Annotated in this window: 14 protein-coding genes; 5 read left to right on the top strand and 9 right to left on the bottom strand. The window is 69.2% G+C overall.

Features of this window, described 5'->3' with window-relative positions; all coding sequences use genetic code 11:
* Window positions 1–23 precede the first annotated feature (23 nt).
* From ACZ5ZX_RS23045 to ACZ5ZX_RS23020, 6 genes are all read right to left on the bottom strand, one after another.
* Window positions 24–2,411: a phosphoketolase family protein gene (locus tag ACZ5ZX_RS23045; protein ID WP_465504053.1), complete on the bottom strand. Its 2,388-nt coding sequence runs from the start codon at window positions 2,409–2,411 to the stop codon at window positions 24–26.
* A complete protein-coding gene (locus ACZ5ZX_RS23040) occupies window positions 2,408–3,307 on the bottom strand; it encodes a universal stress protein (protein ID WP_465504052.1) in 900 nt (299 codons plus the stop codon). Before ACZ5ZX_RS23040 ends, ACZ5ZX_RS23045 begins: the two co-directional genes overlap by 4 nt.
* A complete protein-coding gene (locus tag ACZ5ZX_RS23035) occupies window positions 3,304–3,909 on the bottom strand; it encodes a CBS domain-containing protein (RefSeq protein WP_465504051.1) in 606 nt (201 codons plus the stop codon). Before ACZ5ZX_RS23035 ends, ACZ5ZX_RS23040 begins: the two co-directional genes overlap by 4 nt.
* Before the next feature lie 5 nt (window positions 3,910–3,914).
* Window positions 3,915–4,829, bottom strand: coding sequence for a universal stress protein (locus ACZ5ZX_RS23030; protein WP_465504050.1), 915 nt, complete (start codon window positions 4,827–4,829; stop codon window positions 3,915–3,917).
* Window positions 4,813–5,349 (bottom strand): flavodoxin domain-containing protein, encoded by a 537-nt coding sequence (locus ACZ5ZX_RS23025; protein WP_465504049.1) that lies wholly within the window; start codon window positions 5,347–5,349, stop codon window positions 4,813–4,815. The genes ACZ5ZX_RS23030 and ACZ5ZX_RS23025 overlap by 17 nt, the downstream gene beginning before the upstream one ends.
* Before the next feature lie 315 nt (window positions 5,350–5,664).
* Window positions 5,665–6,345, bottom strand: a complete 681-nt coding sequence (locus tag ACZ5ZX_RS23020) for a TetR/AcrR family transcriptional regulator (protein WP_465504048.1) — start codon at window positions 6,343–6,345, stop codon at window positions 5,665–5,667.
* Between the two features lie 114 nt (window positions 6,346–6,459).
* On the opposite strand from ACZ5ZX_RS23020, the gene ACZ5ZX_RS23015 reads away from it, so the two are divergent.
* The 5 genes from ACZ5ZX_RS23015 (at window position 6,460) to ACZ5ZX_RS22995 (ending at window position 11,692) form a co-directional block, all read left to right on the top strand.
* Window positions 6,460–7,197, top strand: a complete 738-nt coding sequence (locus ACZ5ZX_RS23015) for a DUF4386 domain-containing protein (protein ID WP_465504047.1) — start codon at window positions 6,460–6,462, stop codon at window positions 7,195–7,197.
* A 741-nt stretch (window positions 7,198–7,938) separates the two neighbouring features.
* A complete protein-coding gene (locus ACZ5ZX_RS23010) occupies window positions 7,939–8,724 on the top strand; it encodes an ArsR/SmtB family transcription factor (protein WP_465504046.1) in 786 nt (261 codons plus the stop codon).
* A gap of 44 nt (window positions 8,725–8,768) precedes the next feature.
* Window positions 8,769–10,076: an MFS transporter gene (locus tag ACZ5ZX_RS23005; RefSeq protein WP_465504045.1), complete on the top strand. Its 1,308-nt coding sequence runs from the start codon at window positions 8,769–8,771 to the stop codon at window positions 10,074–10,076.
* A gap of 81 nt (window positions 10,077–10,157) precedes the next feature.
* Complete coding sequence (locus ACZ5ZX_RS23000; protein ID WP_465504044.1) at window positions 10,158–11,018, top strand: sensor histidine kinase; 861 nt, start codon at window positions 10,158–10,160, stop codon at window positions 11,016–11,018.
* Window positions 11,015–11,692 carry a response regulator gene (locus ACZ5ZX_RS22995; protein ID WP_465504043.1) on the top strand — a complete coding sequence of 226 codons (678 nt, stop codon included), beginning with the start codon at window positions 11,015–11,017 and terminating at the stop codon, window positions 11,690–11,692. Before ACZ5ZX_RS23000 ends, ACZ5ZX_RS22995 begins: the two co-directional genes overlap by 4 nt.
* A 9-nt stretch (window positions 11,693–11,701) precedes the next feature.
* Here ACZ5ZX_RS22995 and ACZ5ZX_RS22990 read toward each other — a convergent pair whose 3' ends face one another.
* From ACZ5ZX_RS22990 to ACZ5ZX_RS22980, 3 genes are read right to left on the bottom strand one after another with little or no spacing between them, the layout of a single operon-like run.
* Entirely contained in the window at window positions 11,702–12,349 is a 648-nt protein-coding gene (locus ACZ5ZX_RS22990) for a hypothetical protein (protein WP_465504042.1), read from the bottom strand.
* The gene (locus tag ACZ5ZX_RS22985; protein WP_465504041.1) at window positions 12,346–13,083 is read right to left on the bottom strand and encodes an ABC transporter permease; all 738 of its coding nucleotides are present in this window, start codon (window positions 13,081–13,083) and stop codon (window positions 12,346–12,348) included. Before ACZ5ZX_RS22985 ends, ACZ5ZX_RS22990 begins: the two co-directional genes overlap by 4 nt.
* Window positions 13,080–13,784: an ABC transporter ATP-binding protein gene (locus ACZ5ZX_RS22980; protein ID WP_465504040.1), complete on the bottom strand. Its 705-nt coding sequence runs from the start codon at window positions 13,782–13,784 to the stop codon at window positions 13,080–13,082. The genes ACZ5ZX_RS22985 and ACZ5ZX_RS22980 overlap by 4 nt, the downstream gene beginning before the upstream one ends.
* Window positions 13,785–14,207: the final 423 nt, after the last annotated feature.

The following is a 14,207-nucleotide window of genomic DNA, read 5'->3' as shown; positions in this document are numbered from 1 at the left end:
ACTTCCTTTCCTTTGCCGATCCGTCATGCTTCCCATGTCCAGTCGCGGATTTCGGGAAGATCCTCACCGTGTTCGACGATCCACCGGCGGTGCCGTTCACGCGCGTCCGCCATCCGTTGCCGGACGGCGCCGGCCCTGGCGAGCAGTCCGGGCACCCGGTCGATCACGTCGGTCACGAGCTGGAAGCGGTCCATGTTGTTGCGCACCAGCATGTCGAACGGTGTCGTCGTGGTTCCGTGCTCGATGTACCCACGCACGTGCATGCCGTCATGGTTCGTGCGCCGGTACGCCAGCCGGTGGATCAGCCAGGGGTAACCGTGATACGCGAAGATCACCGGGCGGTCGGCGGTGAACAGCGCGTCGAACTCGCGGTCGGTCATGCCGTGCGGGTGTTCCGCGGCGGGTTGCAGGCGCATGAGGTCGACCACGTTCACCACCCGGACCGCCAGTTCGGGCAGGTATTCCCGCAGCAGCTTGGCCGCCGCGAGCACCTCGACCGTCGGCGCGTCACCGGCACAGGCGAGTACCACTTCGGGTTCCCGATCCTGATGGGTGCCCGCCCACTCCCAGATCCCGGCGCCGCGCGCGCAGTGCACCGCGGCCTCTTCTTCGTCGAGCCAGACGGGGCTGTCGTTCTTCCCCGCGACGATCACGTTGACGTAGTCCCGGCTGCGCAGGCAGTGGTCCGCGACCCACAGCAGGGTGTTCGCGTCCGGTGGCAGGTAGACCCGGACGACTTCCGGGCTCTTGTTGGCCACGTGGTCGACGAAACCCGGATCCTGGTGGGAGAACCCGTTGTGGTCCTGCCGCCAGACGTGTGAGGTCAACAGATACGTCAGCGACGCGACCGGCCGCCGCCACGGGATCTCACGATGCACCTTGAGCCACTTGACGTGCTGGTTGAGCATCGAGTCGACGATGTGCACGAAGGCTTCGTAACAGGAAAAGAGCCCGTGTCTGCCCGACAACAGATAGCCTTCGAGCCAACCTTGGCAGAGGTGTTCCGAGAGCACCTCCATGACCCGGCCGTCCGCGGCGAGGTTCTCGTCGACGGGTTCGATCTCGCACAGCCAGGTCTTGGCCGTCACCTCGAACACCGCGTCGAGCCGGTTGGACGCGGTCTCGTCCGGTCCGAACAGCCGGAAGTTCGCCGCCTGCCGGTTCAGCGCGAACACGTCCCGCAGCCAGCGCCCGAGTACGCGCGTCGGTTCGGCGACCGCGCCGCCCGGCCGGTCGAGCGGGATCGTATGCGGCGGCACCTCCGGCAGTTCCAGGGGCCGCAACACGAGACCGCCGTTGGCGTGCGGTGACGAACCCATCCGCAGATCGCCGTGCGGGATCAGCGCGGTGACCTCGGACGTCGGCCTGCCGTCCTCGTCGAAGAGCAGCTCCGGCCGATAAGAACGCAGCCATTCCTCCAACTGGCGCAGATGCTCGGGATTCCCCCGCGCGTTCGGGACGGGGACCTGGTGCGAGCGCCAGGTGCCTTCGACCGGTTTCCCATCCACAAAGGACGGTCCGGTCCAGCCCTTGGGGCTGCGGAGTACGATCATCGGCCAGCGCACCGGTCCCGTCGGCACGCCGAGGGAACGGGCGCGCACCTGGATTCCGTCGATCTCGTCCAGCGCGCCGTCCAGCGCCGCGGCCATGGTCTGATGCATGACGGCCGGATCGTCGCCCTCGACGTAGTGCGGGGCATATCCGTACCCGCGAAGCAGTTCGTCGAGTTCGGTGCCACTGATCCGCGAGAGCACGGTGGGGTTGGCGATCTTGTACCCGTTCAGATGCAGGATGGGCAGCACCGCGCCGTCACGGACGGGGTTGAGGAATTTACCCGAATGCCAGCTGGTGGCCAGTGGCCCCGTTTCCGCCTCACCGTCGCCTACGACGCAGCCGACGACGAGGTGCGGGTTGTCGAACGCGGCACCGAAGGCGTGCGCGAGGGAGTAGCCGAGTTCGCCGCCCTCGTGAATCGACCCCGGTACCTGCGGCGCGACATGGCTGGGGACTCCGCCGGGGAAGGAGAATTGCCGGAACAGCGTTCGCAGACCGCTCTTGTCGTAAGGGACCTCCGGCCACGCCTCCGAGTAGCTGCCTTCCAGCCAGGTGTTCGCGTACAGAGCAGGGCCACCGTGACCGGGTCCGGTCACGAACATCGCGTTCAGGTTCCGCCGCACGATGGCCCGGTTGAGGTGGGCGTAGACGAAATTCAGCCCCGGAGACGTCCCCCAGTGCCCGAGCAGACGCGGTTTCACGTGCTCGGGTTTCAGCGGCGATTCCAGCAGTGGATTGTCCATCAGGTAGATCTGGCAGGCGGCGAGGTAATTCGCCGCCCGCCACTGAGCGTCCACTTGGGACAACTCCGCAGGGGTCAGCACCGCGGGCGCGGGGGGAGCACCGAGAACGGTCACCGCGACTTCTCCGGCCGGACCACCATCACCGGGCATTCCGCGTGGTGCGCGAGCGCCTGGCTGGTCGAGCCGAGCAATTGACCGGTGAATCCGCCGCGGCCCCGGCTACCCACGACCACCAGCTGAGCCTTGGCACTCCACTCCAGCAGGGCATGCCGCGGCCGGTCCTGGACGAGAACCCGCTCGACCTTGACGTCCGGGTACTTCTCCTGCCAGCCCGCGAGCCGCTGCGCCAGCAGCCGTCGTTCCTCGTCCTCGATCGACTCCCACTGCACGACAAGCCGTGCCATCCCGTAGGCGTCGTCATAGGTGACGTCCCGCCACGCGTGGACCACGACCAGGTCGGCACGCCGCCACGCGGCCTCTTCGAAAGCGATCTCCAGTGCGCGCTCGCTCAGCGGGCTGCCGTCGAGTCCCACCACGATCGGTCCCTCGGCCGGGTACGCGGTCGTGTTCTTCCGGCCCCGCATGACCACCACGGGGCAGTGGGCGTGGGCGACGACCGCCGACGCCGTCGAACCGATCGTCATCTCGCCGAAGAAGCCCTTCCCGGTCCCGCCGACCACCACCATCGCGGCCGACTTCGACGCGTCGATCAGGGTGGGCACCGGGGAGTCCGCCGGCATCCGCGTGTCCACGTCCACTCCCGGTGCCACCGAGCGGACTTGCCCGACGGCCTCCTCCAGCACCCGCTGACCTTCCTCGGCGAGGAGGTCGTACCAGGGTGCGGGGCCGGCCAATCCGGCGCCGTAGGCCAGTTTGTCGACCCGCAGTGCGTGCACGATGAGCATCTTCAGCCGTCGCTCCTCGGCGACGGCGGCGGCCCACCGGACGGCCGCCCGTCCCGGCTCCGCCCCGTCCACTCCAACGACGATCTTCCGCTCCGCCGCGTTCATCGCTCGTCCTCCTGATAGGTCACTTTCGCTTCCACGACACCGGGAACCGCCTCGGCCAGCAGTTTGGCCACATGACGATCGGTGTCACTGTCGTAGGCGTCGCCGACCCGCACGACACCGTCGCGCGCCTCGACCGTCCACCGGCCCGGCCCGCCGTAGATCGCCAAGTGATGGCGGACGTCCGCCGCGATCGCCTCGTCGGAACGGGCGAAGGCACGCACGAAGTCACCTCGCGTGAGGATCCCGACCACCTTCGAACCGTCCACAATGGGCATCGCACGGATACGTCCGTCGAGCAGCGCCCTGCCGACGTCGGCGGCGTCCGCACCGGTACTCATCCCCGTGGCCGGTGTCGTCATCACCTGAGCGACGGTCAGCCCCGGCCTCGGACGCGTCTCGTGGTCCGGGCCGGAGCGAACGTCGTGCGGGAACCGGTTCCTGATCAGGTCGGCCTCGGTCACGATGCCGACCAGCCGGTCGTCCTCGTCGACTACCGGCAACGCGGTGAAACCCTTCTCCGCCAGCAGTTCGGCCGCGTGCTTGGCCGTGGTACCGGGCGTCACCGTGACGACCGGGGCGGACATCAAATCCCGTGCGCGCATGATCCTCACTCGCTTCCTTGTCCGGTCAAAGCCGGACGTACGACCGCCACCGGGCATTCCGAATGCGCGACGAGGGCCTGACTCGTGGAGCCGAGCAACATCCCCTGGAACCCGCCGCGGCCTCGCGACCCGACGACGAGCAGCTGGGCACGTTCGCCGAACCCGAGCAGCGCGCGGACCGGACGGCCGCGTACGACCACCGTCTCCACCTGCGGCTCCGGGAACTTGGCCCGCCAAGGCGCGACTTGGTCCTCCAACGCTTGCCGCTCCGCCGACTCGACCGCGTCCGGGTCCACCGTCAAGGCGTGCACCCTGGCCGATTCGTGGTCGGTGACCTCGTTCCACACCCTGACCACGACCAGATCCGTGCCGCGGAGCGACGCTTCGTCGAACGCGAAGGCCAAGGCCGCGTCGCTCGATTCGGAACCGTCCGTGCCCACGACGACGGGGCCGGTCTCCGGTGGAACGTCTTCCGGGCGCTTCCCTCGCGCGACGACGATCGGGCAATGCCCGTGCTGCGCCAACGCCACCGCCGTCGAGCCGACCAGCAGACCGGTGAAGCCACCGAGGCCGCGGGAACCCAGCACGATCAAGCTCGCCGTCAGCGACTCCTGGATCAGTGCGGCCACCGGGGCCCATTCCCGCGCGGCGGACTCGACGATCAGCTCCGGGTAGCGCTCGGCCACCGCGTCACAGGCCTCGGCGAGCCATTGCGCTCCTCGCGCCTCGAACGCCGACCGGAGCGCCTCGGCGGACGACACCACCGCGGGCATCCTCACTTGAGGGACCGCGTACACGTGGACCAGCCGGAGCCGCTTCCCCCGCTTGACGGCCTCGGCGGCCGCCCACACCGCCGCCAGCCGGGCGGACGCCGAACCATCGATCCCCACGACGACCGCGCCTTCAGTCGCGCTCGGCATACCCGCTCACCTCTTTCGTCCTGGCAGGCTTCAAGGCGGCGGCGATTTCGCCCGCCCAGGCCCGCACCGCCTGCCGATCCCGGTAGTCACCGTCCTTGACCCGAAGCGCCGTCACGACCGCTCGTTCGGCGAACCGCAGCAGGCTCCGCTCGATCCGGCCCGGGAACACCACGTGCCCGCGGGCACCGGAGAGCGTCATCAGCCGGGCCACGTCCACCGGATCCTCCGCGGGCTTCGGCGGCGTCCCCACCGGGCCGCTGGAGAAGAGCCACACGCTTTTGGTCCGGAGAACTTCGGCGTACTCGACGACGACGTCTCTCGCCTGCTCGAGCCATTGCCCGAGGTACACGCCGCTGCCCACCAGAACGACGTCGAACTCCTCGACCGTCGTGACGTCCTCGGCCCGGGAGACCCGCACGACCGCGTATCCGCGCAGCTCCGAAGCGAGGGCTCGGCCGATCTCCTCCGCGATCTCCCAGGTCCCGCCGTGACGGCTGGCCGCCGCTACGAGGATCTTCATTTCGTTCTCCCGTCTGGTCAGTTCCCAGCTTCGACCAGCGAGGAGCCCAGGAGGAGAGACCGAAGTCCCGGCCGGCCGGGCCCACAGTCCTGGATGAGCAGGACTGCGGCGCTCGCCGATCCGGACGCGTCGAGAGCGACGCCGAAACCGCCTAGGCCGTGTCCTGTAAGTCTGTTCGATGGGCTTCGTGATCCAGGTGGTTCCTGGCGGTGCGGGCGGATCGGCCTCGTACCGGGTCGTACTCGGCCGCATCCACCCGTGCCGTCAGGGGCCGCCTGGGCGCGGAGACCGCGAACATGACTTGCAGGACACGGCCTAGGTCCCGGCGGAGCTCCACCCTTGCCGCCGGAGTCGCTCGAAACCGTCCAAAAGGAGATCAAGCGAGAACTCGAACTCGAACTGGTCGTCGCAGCCAGGGCCGACGACAGTATGTCCGTCATGGTCCGAGCCGGCCGCGATCTCCGCGATGTGCGGATACCTGGCCGACATCTCCCGGAGCGCGGCCGCCCGCGCTTCAGGATCGAGGTCGGGCGAAGGGTCGAACAGTTCCTGCGTGAACCCGAGTATGCGGCTTCCGAGCGCGTGCATCACATGATGGGTGAGGTCGGCCGACAATCCGCCCGCGCGGAACATCCCGATCATGGAATCCAGATAGGCCAACGTGATCGGCGTCGGAGTGGTGCGCGACTCGATCACGCGCGAGGCCCAGGGGTGGCGCAGCAGCGCTTGCCGCGCCGAGAGGATGCGTTGCCGGACGGCGGTTTTCCAGTCACGACCGGCATCCGGCGGGTCGATCTCGTCGACCACGACGTCGACCATGCCGTCCAGAAGTTCTTCCTTGTTCGCGACGTGCTTGTACAGCGCCATGGGCACGACGCCGAGTTCCTGCGACAGCTTGCGCATGCTGACCGCGTCGATCCCGGCGTGGTCGGCCAGGGCGACCGCGGTGCGCAACAGCCGGTCCCGGCTCAACGGCGTACGACGGCCGGCTTCCATCGGCTCACTCTCCACTCCGCGGCAACCACCGCCCTTGACAGGTGTACAGCGTACACCTAAAGTCCTTCGCCATCAGGTGTACGCCGTACACCTCAGCAGCGAGAGAAGGCCGGCATGGGCTCAATGAGAAAAACCGCGGTCACCGCAGGGGTGTTCTTCCTGCTCACGGAGATCGCCGCGGTGGCCGGACTCCTGCTGTACCAACCTGTTCTGCGCGATTCGAACTACGTGGCAGGCGACGGAGACGACAGCCGGGTGCTGCTCGGCGGGTTCCTCGAACTGATCCTCGTGGTCGCCGTCGTCGGCACCGCGACCACGCTGTATCCCGTCGTCAAAAGACAAAACAGCGGTATCGCCCTCGCCTACCTCTGCGGCCGCTTCATGGAAGCCGCCGTGATCGTCGTCGGCATTCTGAGCGTCCTGTCGGTCGTGACGCTGCGACAGGACCTCGCGGGAACACCCGGTACGGACAAGGCTTCGCTGGTCACCGCGGCCCGGGCGCTGGTCGCCATCCACGACTGGGCTTTCCTGTTCGGCCCCAACTTCTTCCTGGGAGCCAACAGCCTGCTGCTCGCTTTCCTGATGTACCGGTCCCGCCTCGTGCCGCGGCCCATCGCCGTACTGGGGCTCGCCGGAGGGCCGCTCATCTGCGTGTCCGCGGCCGCCGTGCTGTTCGGGCTCTACGACCAGCTCTCCCCTTGGGGCTCGGCCGCCGCGCTTCCCGTGTTCGCCTGGGAAGTAAGTTTGGCCGGGTACCTGATTCTCAAGGGGTTCAAGCACTCTCCCGCGAGCACGGAACCGCGTGCGGACACCCGTCCGCCGCTGGAGCGGGACAAGGCGACCGTGTCGTGATTGTGGGCGGCCTGTTCGCCGGGGTGGCGGGCAGAGCGAAGGCGTAACTCGCGTGCTCGGACACGTATTGAGAGGTAAGGCAAACGTGGCGTGTCGCATGTGGTCGTGAGTGGCGATTCGGGCTAGGGCGAACCTCTCTTAGGTGCCTACCTGTGGCTTGCGGGCCTGGCTCGTGGGGGAAGCGCGTGAAGGCCCCCTTCCCTCGGCTGTGGCGGTGCGCGGGGGGGATGGGGGGCGGGCCGGGGGGGTACGCGGTTCAGGCCCCCCTCCCCTCGGCTCAGCCGAGGGAAGGGGGCCTTCACGCGCAGCCGGTGTGACTGGTGGTGCTGTTGAGGCTCGTGATGGCCGTCCGCTACGGACCCATCACCGGGGGTGCACCCTCGGCCAGAACCCGAATCGCCACTCGCGACCCCGCACAGAACCGGACAGAGTGCCATCAGTCAGACGCCCAGTCGCCCGGGGGTGTCCCTTGTGGACACCCGGGACATGATTCGCTCGCCTGCCAGACTGGACCCGTGCCGAAGCCCCCCGGGAGTCAGCGAAGAGGACCTACGCAGCAACGGCTCGACAACGCCACGTTTGCCTTACGGATCAATAACTCGCGTGCCTGGATCACGCACTCGGTGTCCCGGCTCCAAGCACATGAGTTCCGGGTTCAAGCACGTGAGTTCCGGCTCTGCCTGACGGAACGACGCCCATGTTTCGTCCGGAAACGAAACGACAGCGTTCTACAGTGGACGTATGGCCAGGAAGCACGAGAACGTCCGGCACGGAGGGGAAGCGGATTTCACCGGTCCCGCCGAGCTGGTCGGGAATCCCGCCCGGTCGGCGATCCTGCTGGCGCTGCTGGACGGTCGCGCGTTGCCGATGTCCGTGCTGGCGGCGGAGGCCGGGGTGGCGCCGTCGACGGCGAGCGCTCATCTGGCCAAGCTGGCTGAAGGAGATCTCGTGCGGGTCCGCAGGCAGGGCCGCCACGCCTACTACGAACTGGCGTCCGCCCAGGTCGCCGAAGCGCTGGAAGCCCTGGCACGGCTGGCTCCGCCGCGGCCGGTCCGCTCGCTGCGCGGAGCAGGCCGGGCACGGACACTGCGCGCGGCGCGAACCTGTTACGACCACATGGCGGGCAAGCTCGGTGTCGAGGTGATGCGCTCGTTGCTCGCCAACGAAGCACTCGACGGCGGCGACGGCAGGCATCACCCGGAGACCGCGGGGAACGACCGGCTTTCCGCGCCTGGCAACGACTTCGAGTATCGAGTCACGGAGACCGGCTGGAAGTTCTTCGGCGAGTTGGGCGTGGTGGTCCCGGCGGGGCGGCGGAAGGTCGTGCGCTACTGCGTCGACTGGACCGAACAACGGCACCACCTGGCCGGTGCCCTGGGCGCGGCGTTGCTGACCAGGGTCGAACAACTGGGCTGGGTGACCCGTCGGGTGAACGGTATTCCCCGCACGCTGTGGGTGACGGACGAGGGTCGCGCGGGGTTCGCCGAGGTCTTCGGTTTCGACTTCGCGGCGCCGGCCACGGCGTGACACCCGGAAACGGAGGACGGGCGGCCTCGACGAGACCACGGCTGTTGCTGACCGTCATGTGCGTCGGGATGTTCCTGGTACAGCTGGACGTCACGATCGTCAACGTCGCGCTGCCGCAGATCGCCGAGGGCCTGCACACCGGGTTGCGAGGCCAGCAATGGGTGGTCGACGGCTACGCGGTGGTCCTCGCCAGCCTGCTGCTGGCTGGAGGCACGCTAGGTGACCGGTACGGCCACAAAAGGGTGGTCCTCAGCGGGCTCGCCTTGTTCGGGGTGGCGTCGCTGGTGTGCGGCGTCGCGCCCGGCGTCGCCACCCTGGTCGGAGGCCGGGCGTTGCAGGGTATCGGCGCGGCGATGCTCTTGCCCGGCACCCTCGCCGTCGTCACGCGGGCCTTTCCTGGACGGGCCGAGCAGGCTCGGGCGGTCGGTGTCTGGGCGGGTGTCTCGGCGCTCGCGCTGCCCGCGGGACCGCTGATCGGCGGCGCGCTGGTCTCAGGTGTGGGCTGGCGGGCCGTCTTCCTGATCAATCTGCCGATCGTCGTGGCCGCGATCCCGCTGACTCTGCGGCTGGTCGCCGAAAGCAGCGACGACCACCCGCGACGGCTCGACGTCCCCGGCATCCTCCTGGCGACGGCGGCCCTGGCCGCGACCGTATCCGCCGTCATCGCGGACGAACCCCTCGCCCTGGCCGCCGCCGTGCTCGCGCTCGCCGGATTCGGCCGGCGGGAACACCGAGCGGCCGAACCGCTGATCCCGCTGAACCTCTTGCGGGAACCCGCTTTCGCCGGGGCGAACCTGGTGGCGGCGGCGATGAACCTGGTGGGGATCGGGACGATCTTCGTCACGACGCTCTATCTGCAGACCGTGCAGCACCGGAGCGCCTTCACCGCCGGGCTGATGCTGCTGCCGTTGTTCGTCCCGCCGGCGGTGCTGGCCCCGGTCACCGGCCGCCTCGCCGGACGCCACGGTCCGCGGCTGCCGCTGACCTGCGGTCTCCTCGTGGGCGCGGCCGGTTCGCTGGCGATGGTGGGGCTTGAACCGGACAGCGGATATCTCCGGCTGCTTCCGGTCCTGCTCGGTCTCGGCGTCGGTATGGGCCTGATGACCGCCGCCGTGGTCGCCGCCGCGGTCCGCTCTGTCCCCGCCGACCGCGCCGGGCTCGCCAGCGGGGTCAACAACACATCCCGGCAGGCGGCCGGTGCCCTGGCCGTCGCCGTCTACGGGGCGGTCGTGGGTGCGCCGACCGACGGCGCCGGGTTCGTCTCGGGGCTCCACACGATCGGTGTGGTCGGCGCGGCCGTCTGGGTGGCCGCGCTGGGACTGACCTGGCTCACCGTCGCCGGCCGGGAATGACCGGACGCTGGGTCACGGCATCGGCGCCGGGTTTTTCGGAACGGCACGACGGCCAGCCGTCCGGTAATACGATGGACGACGATGACAACGCCGGACCGTCCCGTATGGCGATCACGCGCGTGGCTGGTCGCCGGTGCGGTGCTGGTCGTGGCCGCGTTCGCGCTGCTGGCCGTCGGGGCGAACGGGCCCGGCGCGGTCGTCGTGCCGATCCTCGTCGTGGCCACGGCCGTCGGGGTGACGACGTGGACACTGGTTCTCGCCCGGCGGCGGCGCCTCGACTTCGAAGCCCGGCTCACCGCTTGGGCGGCCGAGCACGCCGCGCATCACGAGCGGCTACGGATCGCCAGGGAACTCCACGACATCGTTTCCCACGGCCTCGGCGTGATCACGCTGCGCGCCAGTGCGGCGAGACGGATCCGAGGACAGGTCCGGGAAGCGGAGCGCGAGCAGGCGCTCGTCGACATCGAGCAGGCGAGCCGGGACGCGGTCACCGAACTCCGGCGCATGCTGGCCGTTCTGCGCGACCCTGACGAGCGCGGCGCACCTCTGCGGCCCGTGCGAGGCCTGTCGGATCTTCCGGCCATCGTCGAGAACGCTCGCTCACTGGGCCTCGAGCCGCGGCTGAACGTCGGCGAACTCGGCGACGTATCCCTTGGCGTGCAGGCGACCGTCTGCGAGATCGTCCGCGAAGCCGTCGCGAACGCCGCTCGGTACGCCGGGCCGACGACCACTCACGTGGATCTACGGCGAGAGGACGCCACCATCGTCGTGACCGTCGAGGACGACGGGCCGCGAGGTACCTGGTCGCCCGTCCACGGTGCCGGCCACGGCCTGCCGGGACTCCGGGAGCGGGTCGGCGTACTCGGCGGCGAGCTGCGCGCGGCTCCGGCCGGGACCGGATTCCGGCTCACCGCCCGGCTACCCGATGGAGCGCACCGGTGACGGATCCCGCACAGCCCCCGATCCGGGTCCTGCTCGCCGATGACCAACGGCTCTTACGGCACAGCCTGGCGATCATCATCGGCGCCACGCCGGACATGGTCGTCGTCGGACAAGCGGAGGACGGGGCGCGGGCGGTGGAGCTGGCGCGGCGGCTCCATCCGGACATCGTGCTGATGGACATCCGCATGCCCGGCCAGGACGGGATCGTGGCGGCCAAGGAGATCAGCGCCTCCCCCGGCCTGGCCGGGACCAGGATCCTCGTGCTGAGCATGTTCGAGCTGGACGAGTACGTCTACGGTGCGCTTCGCGCGGGAGCGAGCGGTTTCCTGCTCAAGGACACCGAACCCGACGAGCTCATCGACGCCGTCCGCCGGACGCACGCGGGCGAATCGCTGTTCGCGCCCGCGATCCTCACCCGGCTGATCGAGCACTACGTCACGGCGGCGCCGCACCGCGGCCCGCGGCGGCCGTCCGGCCTGACCCAGCGGGAGGTCGAGATCCTCACCTTCGTCGGCCGGGGGTTGTCCAACACCGAGATCGCCGAGACGCTGACCATCTCCATCAAGACGGTGAAGACCCATATCAGCAGGCTGCTGAGCAAATTACCGGCCCGCGACCGCGCGCATCTGGTGATCACGGCGTACGACCTGGGACTGGTGGTCCCGCGAGGCTGAGGCACGCGGTCAAGCGTCCCGCCGGTGGAACGACGCCGCGGAAATCCCCACCGCGACGAGCACCCACCCCAGCACCACGGCCGAACCATCGAGCACGCCCCGCGAACCGAGGTCGTGGCCAACGGAGTCCGGCAGATAGGCCGCGAATGCGGCTCCGTCGCGTAGCAGCGGGCCCACGATGAAGTAGTACCCCAGCAGTAGTGCCACCGCCGGGACGCTCCGCCGCAGGACCGTCGCGACGGCGGCGGCGATGACCGTGGTGAGCGCGAGATGGGCACTCGCCCCCGCCACGGTGAACCACGGTCCCCTGGCCACCATGACCGCGGCCAGCACGGTGAGGGTGGCTGAGGGCACGGCGACGATCAGGAGGGCGGTCAGCTTGGCCAGATGCTGCGCGATCCGGCGTGGCATGACGGCGAGGGTCACCTGGATCTGGCCGCCGCTGTACTCCGATGTCGCGGCCACGACGCCGAGGACGATGAACCCCGCCTGCGAGTAACCGACGGGTGACAGTCCCGCGTTCCCGCCCTGCCGCGAGGAGGTGAACGCGATCGCGAGGGCCACCGAAACGCCGAAGGTGCCCAGCAGGGTGAAATACGTCGACGGCAGGCTGAGCAGTTTGAGTGTCTCGGCCCTGATCGCCCGGACGCCCGTCACGCGTCCCTCCCGCGGAAGACGACGCAGCCCACGGTGAGGAGCGCGGCGACCCAGGCCGTCATCACCAGTCCACCGGTGATCGGTGAAAGCTGGACGGGTAGATCAATTCGCCTGATGAACAGCCGGATCCCGGCCAGATCTGGGAAGAACACGGCCAGTGGCGTGAGTTTCGTGAGCAGGTAGGTGACCGTGACCACCGACGTGTTCAGGATCAGCACGGTGAGCGGCAGGATCCCGTTACGGGTCACCAAGGTCAGGCCGATCGCGAGCAGGGCCGTCAACACCCAGTAGAGGACGACTCCCGCCAGTCGCGTGACGCCGCTCGTGCCGGCTCCGCCGCCGAGCAGCGCTTCGACGATCGACAGAGTGATGGCCGTCGAGACGGTCGCCAGGGCGGCGACCGCGGTGCTCACCGCGGCCAGCTTCGCGATCAGCAACCGGTGCCGGGACGGCACGACAGTGAGGCTCGTGGTGATCTGCCGCCCGCCACCGGCGTCTTCCCCTTTCGCGGTGTATTCGCTGCTCGCCGCGACGACACCCAGGACGATCGCGCCCACCACACCGAAGGCCAGTTCCTGGAACCCGATGTCCACAGTGACGCCGCGGTGGGCCGCGACCGCCGACTTCGCGTTGAGGAACGTGAGGGCGGCCGGGAGCAGGACCCCGGCCGCGACCGCCGCCCAGACCGACGGCAGGGAGATGAGCTTGCGCAGCTCGCTTCGGTAGGCCCTCATCGCACGGCCCCCTCGGTGAGCGCGAAGAAGGCGTCCTCCAGGCTCCGGTGCGCGCCGACGATCTCGGAGAGTGTTCCCTGCGCGACGATCCTGCCGCCGTGAATGATCACGACGTCGTCGACCGTCTCGGACAGTTCTCCCACGAAATGGCTCGACAGCAGGACGGTGCGCCCGGTCGCGGCCCGCTCGCGGAGGAAGCCGCGGATCCAGCGGATGCCCGCCGGATCGAGGCCGTTGACCGGTTCGTCGAGTACGAAGGCCTGGGGATCACCGAGCAGTGCCGCCGCCAGTGCCAGCCGCCGCCCCATCCCCAGCGAGTAGCCGCGCACGCGTTTGCCCGCGGCGTCGGACAGCCCGACCTCCGCCAGCACCTCGTCCACCCGGCCGCGCGGAACGCCACCCGCCGCGGCGACCCAGTTCAGATGCGCCCGGCCGGTGCGCGCGTGATGCGCCCCCGAACCGTCGAGGACGGCGCCGACCTTGCGCAGCGGATCCCGCAGCCTGGCGAACGGAACGCCGTCGACCAGCGCGGTTCCCGAGGTGGGACGGTCGAGGCCGAGCAGGATCCGCAGTGTCGACGACTTCCCGGCACCGTTGGGACCGAGGAAGCCGGTCACCCGGCCGGGGCGTACTTCGAAACTGACGTCGGACAGGATCGTCGCCGATCCCCGTCGTTTGGTGAGCCGGTCGAACTTGAGCATCAGGTCTTCTTCCCGTCGAGCATGATCGTGCCGCCCACCAGTCAATTCCGGCGGGGCACCCGCTCGCGTCGGGCCGGGGACCGATCATGACCGCGGCGCTAGGCCCTGGGTCTTACGCCGCGACAGGACTGAGCGCCGTTCCAGCGCGCACCACGTGCCTGCCCAAGACACCTGGTCAGGACGTAGCATGGTAATCAGGCAGCGGGCGTGACACTGTTGAGCGCACCGGCCGGGGCAAGCTCCCTGCCGCTGGTGCTCGCGGCGGTCGATCGGCCGGCGCTGTCGTCTTTCTTCGGTTCTCCTCATCTGCCAGTGCCGGTTCTGACCGGTCCGACTCACTCCACAGGAGACCCTCCATCACTGTTCCCGTCGTTCTGCCGCCCGCAGTCAGCGCCCCTCGTTCCCTCACCGACGTATACGGTC

This window comes from Amycolatopsis sp. NPDC033938, from assembly GCF_055575975.1.
Note: the sequence above shows the minus strand (reverse complement) of the source record. Positions and strands in the feature narration are given on the sequence as shown.